This window comes from Bacillus cereus group sp. BfR-BA-01347, assembly GCF_022663835.1.
GTDB lineage: Bacteria > Bacillota > Bacilli > Bacillales > Bacillaceae_G > Bacillus_A > Bacillus_A thuringiensis_K.
Genome location: NZ_JAKUGG010000040.1, coordinates 12,806 through 30,216, shown reverse-complemented (window position 1 = coordinate 30,216; position 17,411 = coordinate 12,806). Strand labels below are relative to the sequence as shown.

Below are 17,411 nucleotides of genomic sequence, written 5' to 3'. Positions count from 1 at the left end.
ACCATCTAAATATCGTTTCACCGCTTGGATTTTTTCTTTTGAAGAAAATTTAGCCATAAAAAATGCACCTCCAATTGTTAGACTGTGTCTAACAATTGGGGTGCACTTCATTATGGATGGCTTTTGTTATGTTACGTGTGTAAAGCTATTTGAAAATAACGATAGGATAATAGGTGAGATTGTAACAATATTTGTGTAAGAGAATAAAAATGTAGATAATTTTGATTTTCAAAAAAATCAATTTGAAAATATGTTTTTATTTTGCAACTAAATATGTTACTATATGTGTGATAAAAACAAAGAGGTCTGACAACTATACTCCACGTAATAACACTCTAATGATTTAAAAATTCAAAAAAATCAAAATTCAAAACGACAATTGTAATAATGATTAGAGTAAAAATAAGGGGAATGGAGAAATTATGGAGAAAGACACTGCTTTGTAAGGGGCATATTTTATCATCTTGAGCAGAGAGGAGGATGCATAGCATATTGTAAAATATAGAGATAAACAATGAAAAAGTGCTATGCAAATAAAGAGCATGAAGGGACGTTTAAGGCCAGGTGATACGGTAGCAATTGGTTTAATGCTATTTGCATTATTTTTAGGAGCAGGAAATTTAATTTTTCCGCCAGTTTTAGGTCAACAAGCAGGAGAGAATGTTTGGATTGCTACAATAGGATTCCTTGTAACGGGAGTCGGATTACCCCTACTAGCTGTAACAGCTGTCGCGTTTGTAGAGGGGGACTTGAAAGCGCTATCTTCTAGAGTCCACCCTATATTTGCGTTTATTTTCCCATTGATTAGTTATTTAGCAATTGGACCATTTTTCGCGATTCCTCGTACTGGAGCTGTTTCGTTTGAAATGGGTATGAAGCCGTTTTTATCAGAGGCAATGGTTTCAGAGTGGTACATGCTATTTCTTTTCACGATAGTTTTCTTCGGAATAACGTGGTATTTATCATTAAATCCATCTAAATTAGTGGATTGGTTTGGAAAGTTTCTTACACCATTATTAGTATTAATTGTCGCTGTTATTGTCGGAAAGGCAATCATTGATCCAATTGGAGAGCCAGCTACGCCGTTAGCTGCTTACAAAGAAAATGCTTTCTTTGGTGGTTTTATTCAAGGATATTTAACGATGGATGCAATTAGCGCGCTCGTATTCGGAATTGTCGTCGTACAAGTTATCCGCTCTAAAGGGATAAAAGAGAGTAGTCAAATTGCAAAAATAACAGTAGTATCAGGTATTATCGCTGTACTTGGTTTAACGTTAATTTATTTATCGCTTGCTTATCTTGGTTCAACAAGCACATCACTTGGTATCTCAGAAAACGGTGGTCTTATTTTAACGAATGTTGTAAATGAGCTATATGGGACGAGTGGTAAAATTTTATTAGGGCTTGTTATTATACTCGCTTGTTTAACAACTTCTGTTGGGTTAACATCTGCGTGTGCGGGTTTCTTTACAAACTTATTCCCAAAACTTTCGCATAAAACGATTGTAACAATGGTATGTGTATTTAGTTTAATTGTATCTAACCTAGGTTTAACACAATTAATCGCAGTAACATTACCTGTGTTAATGATTATTTATCCAGTTGCAATTGTATTAATCGTACTTTCGTATTTCCATAAGTGGATTGGGAAGCGTAATACAATTTATATTGGAGCTATTTTAGGTGCATTGTTAATTAGTTTCTTTAACGGTTTAGAAAGTGCGAAAATTAAAATTGACGCGATTTCTAATGTACTACAAATGTTACCGTTATATAACGAAGGAATCGGATGGTTAATTCCATCATGTATTGGCGGGATTCTCGGTTTCTTCTTCTATAAATCAAATGAATCAAGTGAATTACAAAAGAAAGGTGCTTAGGCACCTTTCTTTTTTTGAAGGGGATTTTTGTATTTTGTCTAAGTAATAATTGGGGGGAATGATAAATGGCTAATTTTGAAGATTTTTTAAATTTGGATTTGAGAATTGGAACTGTAATACATGCAGAGGAATTTAAAGAAGCGAGAGTACCAGCGATTAAACTAGCAATAGATTTTGGAGAAATCGGGATAAAGCAGTCAAGTGCTCAAATTACGAAAAGGTATAGTCCAGAAGAGTTAATCGGTCAACAAATCGTTGCTGTTGTAAACTTTCCACCAAAGCGTGTAGCTGGATTCAAATCAGAAGTGCTTGTGCTTGGCGGCGTTCCTGAAGCTGATGATGTAGTGTTGCTTCAGCCTAATATGGAATTGCCAAATGGAACAAAAATTAGCTAGGGTGAAGGTAGGGGCTAATATGGATATCGGACGAGAATATTTACAATGTGCGATTTCGAACTTTAAAGCAATAAAGAAACAAGGAGAACGGGCACTTTCTCAATTATCATATGAACAAATACAATGGTCTTCTCATGAAGAAACAAATAGTATAGCGATTATTATTAAGCATCTGCACGGTAATATGCGTTCTAGATGGACGGATTTTTTTACGTCTGATGGTGAAAAAACAGATCGTAATCGAGATGGTGAATTTGAGGGATGCTATCATTCAAAAGAAGAAGCCATTATAGCTTGGCAAGAAGGATGGAAATATGTTTTTAATACGATAAATACTTTAACGCCGGAACACTTATTGAAGACGGTATACATTCGCGGTGAAGAACATACTGTCATGCAAGCAATTGAAAGGCAAATTTCTCATTATGCATTGCATATTGGTCAGATTATTTACATTGGGAAGATGTTAAAAGAAAATGAGTGGGAATGTTTAAGTATTCCGAGAGATCAGTCTGCGCATTATGTAGAGAAAAAACGTTCAACATAATAATAAGAAAGAAACCGATAAAAAATGGGGAAAAAGAAAGTCAGCCAAATAATAGATGGTTCTGTAATCATAAGAATACTGCCAAAAATAAGTCCATATACAATAAGAAAGAAATTGAAAAGTGTATTCAAAGGGAGAAATCGTGAGATGAACACTTGCTGTCCTTTATAACAATCACTGTGAAATAAATAAAAGCGGAAGTACCATGTGGCTGTAATAAGATCTTTCTTTCTCACAATTCTTTTTTTGCATGTATGACAGATAAATGGTGGTTGCATTTCATTACGCTCCATTTTTTATTTTCATAATAATGTGAGACAAAAGTAGGTACAAAGTGTATGTTCCTATATACGCTCCTGCAATAAGGAAAAATGGATTCAGTAAAATTCCATGAATGCTCGTCATGAAAACTAAATCTTGTATTAAAACATCGTATATATTAATGGAAATAATTATACCGAGTACATAAAGTGCCAAGTACGCAGAAATATGTAGCACAATAGAGATTTTTGGATGCTTAGCGGACAAATAAAAAATGAATGATAGAGCGATTGGTAATATTCCTATTAATAGCTTCAATTCATTTCACCTCATTAACAATATAGCCGAAATTTTAACGGTCTATTCTCTAGGGCTTGTACATAACTTGAAATAGAGAGGTGATAGTATGAATCGGGGCTTTTTTTTTATGAAGTTTACAAGTATGCGTAAGTTAGTTTTATTTGTTATTACTACAGTGCTAGCGACTTTTTTTCTTATTAGTCTGATGGTAACCTCTATGAAAGAGACGAAGTCAACGTATTTATATAATTGGTTAAATGAGTTATCGATGAATGGTTACATGTATGTACTTGGAAAAGAGAATCATTATTTTACACAGGAGTATCGAAATTTGAATCAAGATTTTTCAATTTCTTCTTTTCTCTTTTCTATGGCTACAAATATTCGCTTTAATGATATACGCAGTTTTGTCGGGAAAGAGCTCCCCGGGTTCGGTAAGTACGATACTGAAATTGTTATTGCGGGTGAGGGTACAAATTATTCTAACTTACCGATAGAGTCGAGTGTTCCTCTTGAAGAAGTAGTGAAGGAACGGACTAGTGGAACTGGACAAGCACCTAAACAAGATACGAATAAAGAGAAAAAACAGCCGTCCCAAACGACTGGAAAGAGACAAGTTGCGTTTATTTATCATACACATAGCTGGGAATCTTATTTACCTTTACTTAACTTAACGAATGACCCGAATCCGAATAAAGCAACGAGTTCTGTATCGAATATTTCTATGTTAGGAGACCGTTTCCGTGAACAACTAGAAGGTGAAGGGATTGGAGCTACTAACGATAAGAGTGATGTTGGTCAAAAGTTAATAAGTAAAGGTTTAAATAGTAATAGTTCGTATAAAATGTCACGAGAAATTGTGCAACAAGCTATGGCTGGAAATAAAGATCTTCAATACTTTTTTGATTTGCATCGTGATAGTGCCCGAAAGAATGTAACGACAAAAACAATTGGAGATAAATCATATGCAAAGCTTGCATTTGTAGTAGGGAAAGGAAATAAAAACTATGAAAAAAACTTACAATTAGCGACAGCTTTACATGAGGCGATTAATAAGAAATATCCAGGAGTGAGTCGTGGGGTCATTCAAAAAGGGTTCCAGACAGGAAATGGAATCTATAATCAAGACCTATCAGGACAAGCGATATTAATAGAAGTTGGCGGTGTAGATAATACGGAGGAAGAATTGAATCGATCAATTGATGCACTTGCTAAAGCATTTGGTGAATATTTTTGGCAGGCAGAAAAAGTGAATGGATAAAGTGAAACGTGAATTAGCCAGGACATCTATCGATAATTATTAGCTCACTTCAATTTTGGAAAAACGTAAGTGTAATGCTTGCGTTTTTTCTTTGTAATGGTGAGACGTCACAGAATAGACATAATTTGTCGGTGTTATAGTAATATCGAAATTTGTCAATTTATAGTAGGAGATTTACAAAGGGATTTTCGAGAAAGTAGAGAAAATCTTTTTATAAGGAAAACTTTTTATTATGAAACTGGTAGGGTGATTGAAGTGATTAGGGAGATCGAAATAGAAGATGCAGCATCATTTTTACAATTAAGTAAGCAATTAGATGAAGAAACGAAGTTTATGTTATATGAACCAGGAGAAAGAAAAACTACAGCTGAGCAACAAGAAAAAATAATCCATCGCTTTATAGAAAATGAATATGCAACAATATTTGTAGCAGTTGAAGATGAGAGGATAGTAGGTTTTATATTAGTGAATGGAAATAACATTCAAAGAAAGAGACATGTGGCAACCATTGTAATTGGTATTTTGCAAGGGTATAACGGGCGAGGTATTGGGACGAGATTGTTTAAAGAGGTTGAGAAGTGGGCAAAATTACATGATGTATGGCGTTTAGAATTAACAGTAATGGCCCACAATACAAGAGCTCAGACACTATATAAAAAAGCTGGATTTGAGAAAGAAGGTGTCAAAAAAGCTGCTCTTATTATCGATGGAAAGGAAATCGATGAGTATGAAATGGCCAAATTATTAAAATAAGAGGTCGTTATATGAAAAAAAGATGGGCACTACTCGGTATCGTAGCTGCAATAATTATTGTTGGAGTAGCAGGAATCAATTATAAAATGTATAAGGATAAGCAAGCGCGGGAAGTAAGTGTAAATAGTATATTTCCGAAAGCGAAAGAAACGATTGCTAATATGGATGGGGATATTGCGGTAATTAATAATCCGAATTCAATGCTTGTACTTGTGAATAAAAGTAGGCGTTTACCAGATGGTTATAGACCGCCAGATTTAGTTATTCCGAAAGTGCGCTACTCTAGTGAAGGTGATCAAGAAAAGAAAAAGATGAGAAAAGAGGCAGCGAGGGCGCTTGAGGAAATGTTCCAGCAAGCTAACAACGAGCGTATTTTTCTTTTTGCAGTTTCTGGATTTAGATCCTTTGATCGACAAAAAGCATTAAATACGATGTATAAAAAACAAGATGGGGAAGCAAAAACAGTAATGTCTAGCGCGGTTCCTGGCACAAGTGAGCATCAAACTGGATTAGCTATGGATATTACGTCTCAATCTGCTAAATTTCAGTTAGAGACGGTTTTTGGGGAAACGAAAGAAGGTCAGTGGCTTTCTGAAAATGCCCATAAATTTGGTTTTGTGATTCGATACACAAAAGCGAAAGAAACGATTACGGGCTATCGGTATGAACCATGGCACGTAAGGTATGTGGGAAATCCACAAGCTACATATTTGTATGATAATCAACTGACGCTTGAAGAAGTAACAGAGTAAATGATTGAGGGGAGAGACGTATAATGACGATGTTATATAAGAAAAAAGTACATGCATATATTACAAGAGAAAAAGAGGGGGTTATGCAATTACTTGTTTTTAAACATCGTGATATACATGAAGCTGGTATTCAAGTGCCAGGAGGAACGGTTGATGAAGGTGAAACGTTAGAAGCGGCTATATTGCGTGAAGTACAGGAAGAATCCGGATTGCGTCATTTATGCATAGAACGTTTTTTAGCAGATTACATCATACATATGAAAGAAAAACAGGAATATGAAAAACGCCACTTTTTTCATGTAACTTTACTAACAGATGTAAAGGATACTTGGGAACATATTGTAAGTGCTGGTGAGGAAGATAAAGGATTAGTATTTTGCTACGAATGGGTTGATATTGCAAAATGCCCTGAATTAGCTGGGAAACAAGGTGAGTTTTTACATTTATTAGATGAAGTATACGCACAGTAACGTTAGAGTCTGAAACGAAGGTTAATCCGTTTCAGACTTTTTTTATTTTTCGGGAAATTAAAGGTGTTTAAATAAGGAAAGTGAATTTCTTTAAAGGGATATTAATTTAGGATGTGTTGAGGTGAAAAAATGAAAAAGTAAGGGGTATACGCTAAAAAAGTTCATATAAGGGAGAATATAAATGGAAATTCAGTTTAATCCAATCTTAAAAAAGGAACTAACAATTCAAGATATTCAAAATGAAATGGAATCTGGAAAGTTAACTTCAAAAGAGCTAGTGATGTATTATCTCTATAGAATCGCAAAGTATGATCAAGACGGACCGAAAATCAATTCAATTTTAGAAATCAATCCAGATGCTATTTTTATTGCAGAAGCGTTAGATCATGAAAGAAAGACAAAGGGTGTAAGGGGTCCGCTACATGGTATACCTGTTTTGGTTAAGGATAATATTGAAACGAATGACTCCATGCATACAAGTGCAGGTACGATTGCTCTAGAACAAAATATAAGTAGTGAAGATGCGTTTCTCGTTACTAAACTGCGAGAAGCAGGGGCCGTGATAATAGGAAAAACGAATATGACAGAATTAGCAAATGCAATGTCTTTTAAAATGTGGGCTGGATATAGTGCAAGAGGTGGTCAAACAATTAATCCATACGGAACGGGTAAGGATGGTATGTTTGTTGGGGGCTCAAGTACAGGCTCTGCGATAGCAGTTGCCGCTAACTTTACAGTAGTATCTATTGGGACAGAAACCGATGCTTCTATTTTGAGCCCCGCTGTTCAAAACTCTGTAGTTGGCATTAAACCGACTGTCGGTCTAATTAGTCGTAGAGGAATTATTCCATTCACTTATTCGCAAGATACAGCTGGACCATTTGCTAGAACAGTAACAGATGCCGCTATTTTACTAGGGAGCTTAACTGGAGTGGATGAGAAAGATGTAGCAACTCGTAAAAGTGAAGGTAGGGCATATCAGGATTATACATCTTACCTTGATGCTAATGGTTTAAATGGAGCGAAAATTGGTGTGTTTAACGACGCACCAAAAGATTATTACGAAAATGGTGAGTATGATGAAAAATTGTTTAAAGAAACCATCCAAGTATTACGTAATGAGGGAGCGGCAGTAGTAGAGAATATTGATATTCCTTCTTTTCATAGAGAATGGAGTTGGGGAGTTCCGCTTTATGAACTGAAGCATAGTTTAGATAACTATCTTTCTAAATTACCTTCTACTATTCCGGTACATTCTATTTCGGAGTTAATGGAGTTTAATGCAAACATAGCAGAAAGAGCTTTAAAATATGGACAAACTAAGTTAGAGAGAAGAAAAGATTTTCCTAATACGTTACGAAATCCAGAATATTTAAATGCGAGATTAGAAGATATATATTTTTCTCAAGAACAAGGCATTGATTTTGCATTGGAAAAATATAATCTTGATGCGATACTGTTTCCTTCCTATATAGGTTCTACTATATGTGCGAAAGCGGGTTATCCGTCTATAGCAATACCAGCTGGGTATATGGAAAGCAGGAGACCTTTTGGAATTACGATTGCAAGTACTGCCTTTAGTGAAGGGATATTAATTAAGCTAGCTTATGCTTTTGAACAAGCGACAAAGCATAGAAAAATCCCCAACTTATCATGAATAGAATAAACAAAGAGGACAGGAATCCCTGTCCTCTTTGTTTTAGTGATTAAAGTGAAATATCGTTCTGCTCTGTCTTATGATATTTTAATAAACTAAAAGATAAATAAGCGGAACATAAAATAAGAATAGAAGCGATTATATAAATTGTACGGACACCGAACATATCAGTAATAATGCCAACGCTAAGCATAGAAAGACCAGAAGTTGTTGAAAGAAGGGCGCCATGTGCTGTATACATTTTTGATAATAAAGAAGGGGCGACACTTGATTGTAAAACTGTCGTTTGAGAAATATCTCTAATTTGATAACATGGTCCCATTAGAACACATAGAAAAAGCGCAATAAATCCGCTGCTCGTCATACCATATAAAAATGTAAGAATGCTAAACATAAGAGAGCCAATCGACATGGATCGTATTAAATTGTTTTGAATATAGGAACTCATTTTCCATGCTAATAGACCACCGATTAACGTACCAACATAATAACTTGTATTAATATATCCCCACCATTCTTCGCTTTTATGAAGAATAGACGTAACATATGCCATTGTAATAGCACCAATCCATATTGTCCCTGCGAAAGTTTCAATTAAGTCCATATATGTAACGGTACGGAGAGAAGGATTTTGAAATAAGAGTTTCCAACCTTCCGATAAAGCAGTACTTTTTGAAGAGGGAGGGTCTGCTATTCGTTCAGTATGTATGGTATGTAATGAAAAGTGTAATGCAATGCATCCAAAAATCATCAACATGTTATTAATCATGAGTGTAGATGTAGCGCCAATGAGAAGAACGATAACACTCGTAAATGAATAAGCGGCGGCTTGCGCAATTTGTGTTGAAAAGGAAAAGATACTATTTACTTTTACTAATTTTTCTTTTGGTGTAAGGCGCGGAAGAATGCTGTATAGTAATGGAGCACTCCATCCACTACATAATGAAATGAAAAAAATAAAAGTTAATAGAGCTATAATGTTTGTGGATAAGACCGGAAATAAAATCATTAATAATAGTAAAAAGACTGTTTTTAGCCATTGTAGCGTATATAACAACGTATAAGGTGGAAAACGATTTACTATAAGAGGTGCAGAGATGTTAGCAATTAGATTTGTGATAACTTGTAATAGTGGAAAAAGAGCAGTAATAGTAGCTGATTTAGTTGCTATATAAATATGAGTTGTAATAATCATTACATATACGATGTCAGCAAGAGTAATGCATATTTTGGAACCTAAGTAGTAAGTTAGTGACTGGTTTTTCAATAAGAATACCACCTCTAAAAAATAGTATTTAGTAATTAGAATAATTGTAGTTTAAAAATTAAAATTTTTAAAGAATTTCATTTTTTGTCACTTTTTGAAAGGAATTTTCATGTATAATGAAGAATATATTGATATAGTATTATATTAATAATCATTGTAACAGTGAATATGTACAATAGCTTGTAGCAAACGCCCAAGTGTAAGAAAGGGCGGATAAACCATTCTTTTCTTCATATACATATAGAAAATGAGAAAGAAAGTGAGGGTTGCATATGGCTGCTTGGGTAATTTGGTTTATAATAGCTGGTATTTTATTTATCGCAGAAATGTTGTCGATTACATTTTACATGCTTTGGCTTGGAATTGGAGCTGTTGTCGGAGGTCTTATTGCTTTGTTTGCTCCTGATGCACTACTGTTACAAGTTACTGTTGGTGCAATTGTAAGTTTAACTTTGACATTCTTTACGAAAAGAATTTCAAAAAACTTTCGAGAAGCAAAAGGTTTTACTGATACAGTAGATATGCTTGTTGGTAAAAAAGGGATTGTTATGCAAGCGATTACAAATGAAGCGAATGGTATTGTAAAGGTGGATGGAGATACTTGGACAGCTATTGCAGATTCTTCAATTGATGCTGGAGAAAAAGTCGTTGTTATAAAGAGGCATAGTACTATATTACAAGTGAAAAAGGAGAGTGAATAAATATGGTAGCATTAACGTTAACGATTATATTCGCACTAATTGTAGTTACATTTATCGCATTAACAATTAAAATTATTCCTCAGCAAAAAGTTGGGGTTGTTGAAAGATTTGGTAAGTTTCAACGTATCATGCACCCTGGGTTAAATATTTTAATACCAATTGTAGATCGTGTCCGTGTATATCATGACTTACGTATTCAACAAACGAATGTACCACCGCAAAAGGTAATTACGAAAGATAATGTTCAAGTAGAAATTGATACAATTATTTTCTATCAAATTGTTGAACCAGAACTTGCGACATATGGTATTTCAAACTATGAATATGGTGTTCGTAATATTACTTCAGCAACGATGCGTCAAATCATCGGTAAAATGGAACTAGATGAAACGTTATCTGGTCGTGAAAAAATTTCAACAGAAATCCGCTTAGCGCTTGATGAAGCAACAGAAAAATGGGGCGTACGTATTGAACGTGTCGAAGTTGTTGATATTAACCCGCCAAAAGATGTGCAAGCATCAATGGAAAAACAAATGAAGGCTGAGCGTAATAAACGTGCGATTATTTTAGAAGCTGAAGCAGCAAAACAAGATAAAGTTCTTCGCGCTGAAGGGGAAAAGCAAAGTAAAATCTTGATGGCTGAAGGGGATAAAGAAGCGCGTATTCGCGAAGCTGAAGGTTTAAAAGAAGCGAAAGAATTAGAAGCGCAAGGGGAAGCAAGAGCAATTGAAGAAATCGCAAAAGCAGAACAAAACCGTATTGAATTGCTTCGTGAAGCGAATATAGATGAACGTATACTTGCTTATAAATCATTCGAATCATTAGAAGAAGTTGCAAAAGGACCAGCAAATAAAGTCTTTATTCCGTCTAATGCAATTGAAACACTTGGTACTCTTGGGGCAATTGGAGAAATATTTAAAGAAAAACAAGCGAAGAAACTACCTTCAAATGATACAGGAAAAGAACAATAAAAGTGAGGAAGAGAAATGGGATACCATTTCTCTTTTTTTGTGCGTATATTCCGAAAAGCTTGTACATATCCATGTATAAAGAAGGTGATGCAGTGAAAAAGTATGCAACTCGAATACATGGGAAGAAACTAATTTCGTTACTCCTTTTATATGCGCTAATAGTAATTATGATAGCGTCGATTCTGACGTCACTTTTACATACAATGAAATCGAATTATGCAAATCAATGGTTTGGAAAAGTATCGATGCAAGGTTTTGTTCAAATGATAGAAAGTGAGAATCGCTATTATGGATTTGATTATTTTAAGCAGAATAAACGAGAGTCAGTTGGGAATTTAATGTTCTCTATTGCGACAGATTTGAAGATTAAAGATTTAAGAACATTTGTCGGTAAAGAAGTACCTGGTATGTCAAAGTATTATTCTAACATTATCGTAGCTGGGGAAGGGACAAACTTGACGAATATCCCAAATGAATCTAGTGTACCGATTGAAGAAGTAACGAAAGAGCGGAAAGTAGCAAAAGATAAAGTTACAGAAGCGGAAAAGAATAATCCGGTTCAGAAAAAGAACGGAGCGAAAAAAGGTGAGAGTGCAGTATATATTTATCATACACATAGCTGGGAATCCTTCTTTCCATTATTACCAGGGGCAACTGATCCATCTAGCCCAGATGTAAATGTGTCCTTACTAGGAAAACGTATGAAGGAACAACTTGAGGGGCAAGGAATTCCAGTAATTCACGATAAAACGAATATGGGTGATTTATTAGCGAGTAAAAAGTGGGTATGGTATCAGTCATATAAAGCGTCTCATGAATATGTAAAAGAAGCATTAGCACAAAATAATAAAATTGCGTTTCCGATTGATATACATCGTGATGACCAGCGTAAGAAAGTAACAACAAAAGTAATTAACGGAAAATCGTATGCAAGATTATATTTTATAATTGGGATGGAAAATGAAGGCCGTACTGAAAATGAAAAAATTGCAAGAGCGATCAATAGTTATTTAGATGAAAACTACTACGGATTAAGTAGAGGGATTTTTCCCAAGTATAAAAAAGATGGAAATGGCGTTTATAATCAAGATTTATCGAAAAATGCGATGTTAATTGAAGTTGGTGGTGTTGATAATACGTTAGATGAATTATATAACACAATTGATGTGTTAACAGAAGCGTTTAGTAAATATTATTGGAATGATGCGGAAAAAGTGAATGGATGAGGGACGGGAGACCGTTCCTTTTTTATTTTGGAATCTTAAAATGTGATATAATGGAATTTTATGAATGTTAAATAAAGGGAGAGAGAAACATGCAAATACTACTAATACGCCACGGAGAATCAGAAGCTGATATTTTACATGTGCATGAAGGTCGAGCTGATTTTGAGTTAACTGACAAAGGGAGACAACAAGTACAAAGACTTGTACAGAAAGTGAAAAAAGATTTTGCGCCAGATTTCATTTGGGCAAGCACATTAAAACGCGCTCGTGAAACGGGTGAAATATTAGCAGAAGCAATTGGTTGTCCAATTCAATTAGAAGAGGAATTAATGGAGTTTAATAATGGAGTGCAAGCAGGCTTATCATTTGAAGAAGCAAAGAAATATCCAGAGCCAAAGTTTCTTCATGACCGTTTTGAAAACGGAGAATCATTTATTGAGTTTCGAATGAGAATAGAAGGAATCTTTTCTAAAATTATGATAGAGAATACATATGATCGAATTGCAATTGTTGCCCATGGAGGCGTAATTAATAGTCTATTACGTGCATTTTTCAAAATGCCAATTTCAATGGACTACTATTTCAAAATGGGAGATACGGGAATAAGTTTAATTGAAATTGAGGGTGAACAAAAAACGGTACATTTCATTAATGATATGAATCATTTGGACGGGATGTAAAGACTTATGTACAAAGTTGTATTTTTCGATGTTGACGGTACGTTATTAAGTGAGATTGATAGAAGCATGCACGAAAGTACAAAAGAAGCGATACGAAGGTTAATAGATAAAGGAATTCACGTAGTTGTTACAACTGGAAGACCGTATAGTTTATGCTCACAATTTAAGGAACTAGGTATAAATACGTTTATTTCAGCAAATGGTGCACATATAAAATGTGGGAAAGAAGTTATACATAAATCAGTACTTTCAAGCGAAATCGTTCATGATATTTCAAATTTTGCTGAATTACATGGTCACAGTGTTTCTTACTTTACAGAAGAATTTGCAATGAATAATATTGCTTCCAAAGATGAACGTGTCATGCGAGCGTTAAATGAAACTTTAAATTTAGAGCGGTATCCTGACAAAGTTAGAAACTTATCAGATGAGATGTATTGCATATGTCTGTATGCTGATGATACAGAAGCTCAAAAATTCATTGAAAGATATCCAGCACTTACGTTTGAGCGTTTTCATGGTTACGTTATAAATGTATTGGAAGATAGTAAAGTATCGAAGCTAACTGCAATTCAAAAAGTATTGGAACATTTAAACATTAGTAAATTAGAAGCCATTGCTTTTGGCGATGGTGGAAATGATATTGAGATGTTGCAGTATGTAGGATTAGGAGTTGCGATGGGAAATGGTGGAGAGGAGTTGAAGAGAAGGGCTGATTTCGTTACAACGAAGGCGAGTGAAGGCGGAATTTCTTATGCCTTAAAGAAGTTGCGTATTATTTAAAACTAATAATTAGTGTGAAAAATCCTGTTTTAATAATGGCTTTTGTTAATATGTATACTGTTTTAGGGAATTATTTGAGCTCTCCTACTTACAATTTAACTGCAGAACAAATCCTTTATTTTCGCTTAGCAGGGCTGTTTGGTATGTTGCTGTCACCACTTGCAGGTCGTTTAACAAAGAGGTTTGAAGTAAGAAAGGTTCTTCAAGGAGGATTGTTGATTGCTATTTTTAGTCTAAGTTCAATGGGCTTTGTTTCGGATCTATCTCTACTTGTAATGATGAGTGTCTGTTTTGTAATAGGTATTGCTATATCCGTTCCGTCTTTAGTTTCTCTTGTAGGTCAATTAGGAGGGAAAGCAAGGGGAATATACTTTTATTTTATTTTTAGGTACTAGTATAGGACCTATCATTTCTATTTATCTTATGAAAATAGGAGGTTATGCTCAAACATTTATTTTATTAGGAATGATACTTTTTATTGGTTTTGTAGCTTCTCTATTTATAATTAATGAATGAGTGAGTGGAAAATCACTCAAATAAAGGAATGCGAGGATCTTTCATATGCTCGCATAATAAAATATGAATTTGTCCACGATGATGATAAAAGTGTGCAACGATTTCAAGTAACCATTCAAAGCGCGAATAAGAAATCCCCCAATAGGCAGTCATAACTTCTGCTAATTCTATTTGGGAGTAGGAAAGAAATGTTTTAGAGAGAAGGTTGTATCCTTCAATCATCGTTTGTTGCATGTGAGCAACTGTTACGGGCGTATGTTCTATATAAAAGGTATGTAATTCTTTTTCTGAAATACCATTTAAAATGAGTAAATCAGCGTGACAAATAAGAGAAAGATGTGCACACATTTCAAATAATGATCGTTTTGAGTGAATCGGTTGTATTTTCAAATCGTTTTCACTATATTGGTTAAGCATATAAATAGAAGTATCAATAGCAACTTTTAGTTGATGCAATGCAGATTGAACAAACATTGTAATTCTCTTCGTCTCCGTATATAATAGTTTCTTGAGGATATTATATCATACTCAAAATTCCGAAAATTCTAGTAGTTTGACTAGCATAATGAAAAGTATTATATTGTAAAAGGTCATATGAAACGTGAAATAGAATGGAATGCAATTATTGAGTTAGGAGTTAGACCAATGAGTTTGAAATATGGAAGAGATACAATTGTAGAAATTGACTTAAATGCTGTAAAACATAATGTAAAAGAATTTAAAAAACATGTAAATGATGAAGAAATTAAGATGATGGCTGCTGTAAAAGCGAATGGGTATGGCCATGGGGCAGTTGAAGTTGCCAAAGCTGCAATTGAAGCGGGAATACATCAACTTGCAGTTGCATTTGTAGATGAAGCAATAGAATTAAGAGAAGCAGGAATTACTGTACCAATTTTAATTTTAGGATACACACCAGTAGCGGCTGTAGAAGATGTAATTCAATATGACGTTATGATGACTGTTTATAGAGTAGAAGATTTACATGGTATAAATGAAATTGCAAACCGTCTTCAAAAGAAAGTACAAATTCAAGTGAAAATTGATACAGGAATGAGTCGTATCGGTTTACAAGAAGAAGAAGTTAAACCATTTTTAGAAGAATTAAACCGTATGGAGTATGTAGAGGTAGTAGGGATGTTTACGCATTACTCTACGGCAGATGAAATCGATAAATCATATACGAATATGCAAACAAGTTTATTTGAAAAAGCTGTTAATACAGCGAAAGAATTAGGAATTCAAATACCATATATTCATAGTTCAAATAGTGCGGGATCAATGGAATTAAGTAACACATTTCAAAATATGGTACGCGTTGGAATAGGAGTGTACGGTATGTATCCATCAAAAGAAGTGGATCATTCAGTCGTTTCTTTACAGCCTGCGTTGTCGTTAAAATCAAAAGTAGCTCATATTAAACATGCGAAGAAGAATCGTGGTGTAAGTTATGGGAATACGTATGTAACAACTGGTGAAGAATGGATTGCGACTGTACCAATTGGTTATGCTGATGGTTATAATCGTCAATTATCTAATAAAGGCTATGCGTTAATTAATGGGGTTCGAGTACCTGTTATTGGCCGTGTTTGTATGGATCAGTTAATGTTGGATGTTTCAAAAGCGATGCCAGTACAAGTAGGAGACGAAGTAGTATTCTACGGTAAACAAGGTGAAGAAAATATCGCAGTAGAAGAAATAGCGGATATGTTAGGTACAATAAACTATGAAGTTACATGTATGCTAGATAGAAGAATTCCGCGTGTCTATAAAGAAAATGACGAAACAACTGCAGTTGTAAATATATTAAGAAAAAACTGAATCATTTCGATTCAGTTTTTTTATTTTTTTATTCATATCAAATGCGAATATACCCTCGTTATGTAATACGGAGTAAACTTTGTGAAACACACTTTTTAGTTCAACTAAATTAAACTATCACCGGCAGAGATGACCAGTCCCGCAACAAAGATCTAATATACGAGAGTAGGGAAGAGCATCTTGTAAAACGAGGCTGGATAGGAGTATTCAACAAAATGTCCCCAATGTTTATTATAGATGTCTGCTAAAATATCATAATTAGAATAAATTGTTTTTTTAACATATGTATTCACCTAAAAATTAATTAAATTATAATAGTCATGCCTCGTGTTAATTTCAAAACCACATTGTGTATATAGTTTTAAAGCGTGGATATTTTTCGTTTCGACGTCTAACTCAATTGTTGAAACTCCTTCTGTAATAAGAGTATGTACTATATTACAAAGAATATCTTTTCCGTATCCTTTACCTTGATAAGAAGGATGAACGGCGAATCCTGATAGTGTAGTAGATTGCTCTTGTTTAGAAACTGTAATTGTTCCTATCACTTTTCCAGCAATAAGGGCACTGTAAACTTGATGGGAAGATGAATTCATCATTTTTTGTAACCATGTAGCCGTATTTTCTACTGAATCACCAAAAGCTTTACTAGAAATTTCAATAAGATCAAGAAGTGATTCTGAAGGTGTAAGAGTAAGCTGTATATTATTATCTGTTGTTTTTTGAATTTCGTTTGTTTTGAACTCCATACTATATTCACTATATAAATATGGTAACTTCATATGTTTTACAAATTCATTCCCAGAAATAGAATCCCCATTAATAATAAGAAGAGCTTCATCTGTCTCTCTATTTTGTATTTCTTTCATTGCAGTTTGTAAAAGGATAGTTCCGAAACGTTGTTTTCTAAAATGAGGATGTACAAAGCCTATTAGTTCAAGCTTTGTTGGTCTTTCGAAATCATACATATTTAAAGCGCCAATTAATTGAGTACCGTTATAAAGAAGAAAATCGTTTATATAATCTTCATTTCGATTTTTTAAAAAGTTGATATGTAAATCTGAAGAGTAATCAAGATTGTCTTGTTGCCCACAAATATAAGCCAAATCCTTCATTTGCTGTATTTCACTTTCTGTTACATAACGCTTTTTCTGAATATCCATTGTATAC

20 protein-coding genes and 2 pseudogenes are annotated in these 17,411 nt (G+C 34.3%); 16 read left to right on the top strand and 6 right to left on the bottom strand.

Annotated elements, in window-relative coordinates; all coding sequences use genetic code 11:
* From MR143_RS31120 to MR143_RS31105, 4 genes are all read left to right on the top strand, one after another.
* The coding region (locus MR143_RS31120) for a hypothetical protein (RefSeq protein WP_242281254.1) at positions 1-199 on the top strand (199 nt) is incomplete at its 5' end.
* 343 nt (positions 200-542) lie between these two features.
* Positions 543-1,880, top strand: a complete 1,338-nt coding sequence (brnQ4, locus tag MR143_RS31115; RefSeq protein WP_000678504.1) for a branched-chain amino acid transport system II carrier protein BrnQ4 — start codon at positions 543-545, stop codon at positions 1,878-1,880.
* Positions 1,881-1,945: 65 nt separating this feature from the next.
* Positions 1,946-2,275, top strand: a complete 330-nt coding sequence (csaA, locus tag MR143_RS31110; protein ID WP_001263019.1) for a chaperone CsaA — start codon at positions 1,946-1,948, stop codon at positions 2,273-2,275.
* Positions 2,256-2,822, top strand: coding sequence for a DUF1572 domain-containing protein (locus MR143_RS31105; RefSeq protein ID WP_000435826.1), 567 nt, complete (start codon positions 2,256-2,258; stop codon positions 2,820-2,822). Before csaA ends, MR143_RS31105 begins: the two co-directional genes overlap by 20 nt.
* Here MR143_RS31105 and MR143_RS31100 read toward each other — a convergent pair.
* Both MR143_RS31100 and MR143_RS31095 read right to left on the bottom strand, forming a co-directional pair.
* Positions 2,795-3,100 (bottom strand): hypothetical protein, encoded by a 306-nt coding sequence (locus MR143_RS31100; RefSeq protein ID WP_002163956.1) that lies wholly within the window; start codon positions 3,098-3,100, stop codon positions 2,795-2,797. The two genes, MR143_RS31105 and MR143_RS31100, sit on opposite strands and share 28 nt — an antisense overlap.
* Positions 3,101-3,104: 4 nt before the next feature.
* Positions 3,105-3,401, bottom strand: coding sequence for a hypothetical protein (locus MR143_RS31095; protein WP_000770727.1), 297 nt, complete (start codon positions 3,399-3,401; stop codon positions 3,105-3,107).
* A gap of 88 nt (positions 3,402-3,489) precedes the next feature.
* On the opposite strand from MR143_RS31095, the gene spoIIP (MR143_RS31090) reads away from it, so the two are divergent.
* From spoIIP (MR143_RS31090) to MR143_RS31070, 5 genes are all read left to right on the top strand, one after another.
* Positions 3,490-4,644 carry a stage II sporulation protein P gene (gene spoIIP / locus MR143_RS31090; protein ID WP_001079281.1) on the top strand — a complete coding sequence of 385 codons (1,155 nt, stop codon included), beginning with the start codon at positions 3,490-3,492 and terminating at the stop codon, positions 4,642-4,644.
* Between the two features lie 255 nt (positions 4,645-4,899).
* Positions 4,900-5,397 carry a GNAT family N-acetyltransferase gene (locus MR143_RS31085; protein ID WP_000617570.1) on the top strand — a complete coding sequence of 166 codons (498 nt, stop codon included), beginning with the start codon at positions 4,900-4,902 and terminating at the stop codon, positions 5,395-5,397.
* A gap of 11 nt (positions 5,398-5,408) precedes the next feature.
* Positions 5,409-6,149, top strand: coding sequence for a M15 family metallopeptidase (locus MR143_RS31080; protein WP_242281253.1), 741 nt, complete (start codon positions 5,409-5,411; stop codon positions 6,147-6,149).
* Between the two features lie 23 nt (positions 6,150-6,172).
* Entirely contained in the window at positions 6,173-6,619 is a 447-nt protein-coding gene (locus MR143_RS31075) for an NUDIX hydrolase (protein ID WP_000178285.1), read from the top strand.
* 181 nt (positions 6,620-6,800) lie between these two features.
* Positions 6,801-8,276 carry an amidase family protein gene (locus tag MR143_RS31070; RefSeq protein ID WP_000405392.1) on the top strand — a complete coding sequence of 492 codons (1,476 nt, stop codon included), beginning with the start codon at positions 6,801-6,803 and terminating at the stop codon, positions 8,274-8,276.
* A 49-nt stretch (positions 8,277-8,325) separates the two neighbouring features.
* Here MR143_RS31070 and MR143_RS31065 read toward each other — a convergent pair whose 3' ends face one another.
* Complete coding sequence (locus MR143_RS31065; protein ID WP_000795940.1) at positions 8,326-9,543, bottom strand: MFS transporter; 1,218 nt, start codon at positions 9,541-9,543, stop codon at positions 8,326-8,328.
* Positions 9,544-9,815: 272 nt separating this feature from the next.
* Here MR143_RS31065 and MR143_RS31060 point away from each other — a divergent pair, with 272 nt between their 5' ends.
* The 6 genes and pseudogenes from MR143_RS31060 to MR143_RS31035 all read left to right on the top strand — a co-directional run.
* Positions 9,816-10,244: an NfeD family protein gene (locus MR143_RS31060; RefSeq protein WP_000741974.1), complete on the top strand. Its 429-nt coding sequence runs from the start codon at positions 9,816-9,818 to the stop codon at positions 10,242-10,244.
* A 2-nt stretch (positions 10,245-10,246) separates the two neighbouring features.
* On the top strand, positions 10,247-11,215 hold the full coding sequence (locus tag MR143_RS31055) for an SPFH domain-containing protein (RefSeq protein ID WP_000226256.1): 969 nt from the start codon (positions 10,247-10,249) through the stop codon (positions 11,213-11,215).
* Between the two features lie 20 nt (positions 11,216-11,235).
* Positions 11,236-12,441 carry a stage II sporulation protein P gene (spoIIP, locus tag MR143_RS31050; RefSeq protein ID WP_307831738.1) on the top strand — a complete coding sequence of 402 codons (1,206 nt, stop codon included), beginning with the start codon at positions 11,236-11,238 and terminating at the stop codon, positions 12,439-12,441.
* Positions 12,442-12,530: 89 nt separating this feature from the next.
* Positions 12,531-13,121: a histidine phosphatase family protein gene (locus MR143_RS31045; RefSeq protein WP_001166432.1), complete on the top strand. Its 591-nt coding sequence runs from the start codon at positions 12,531-12,533 to the stop codon at positions 13,119-13,121.
* Between the two features lie 6 nt (positions 13,122-13,127).
* Positions 13,128-13,904 carry a Cof-type HAD-IIB family hydrolase gene (locus MR143_RS31040; protein WP_000278964.1) on the top strand — a complete coding sequence of 259 codons (777 nt, stop codon included), beginning with the start codon at positions 13,128-13,130 and terminating at the stop codon, positions 13,902-13,904.
* A 26-nt stretch (positions 13,905-13,930) separates the two neighbouring features.
* A pseudogene (locus MR143_RS31035) lies at positions 13,931-14,420 on the top strand (MFS transporter); the annotation flags it as partial.
* Positions 14,421-14,432: 12 nt separating this feature from the next.
* Here MR143_RS31035 and MR143_RS31030 read toward each other — a convergent pair.
* A complete protein-coding gene (locus tag MR143_RS31030) occupies positions 14,433-14,894 on the bottom strand; it encodes a DinB family protein (RefSeq protein WP_000498002.1) in 462 nt (153 codons plus the stop codon).
* 171 nt (positions 14,895-15,065) lie between these two features.
* On the opposite strand from MR143_RS31030, the gene alr reads away from it, so the two are divergent.
* Positions 15,066-16,241: an alanine racemase gene (gene alr, locus MR143_RS31025; RefSeq protein ID WP_021727885.1), complete on the top strand. Its 1,176-nt coding sequence runs from the start codon at positions 15,066-15,068 to the stop codon at positions 16,239-16,241.
* A 30-nt stretch (positions 16,242-16,271) separates the two neighbouring features.
* Here the strand turns inward: alr and MR143_RS31020 are convergent.
* Positions 16,272-16,534: pseudogene (locus MR143_RS31020) on the bottom strand (class I SAM-dependent methyltransferase); the annotation flags it as partial.
* Entirely contained in the window at positions 16,535-17,404 is an 870-nt protein-coding gene (locus tag MR143_RS31015; RefSeq protein WP_000354432.1) for a GNAT family N-acetyltransferase, read from the bottom strand.
* Positions 17,405-17,411 lie beyond the last annotated feature (7 nt).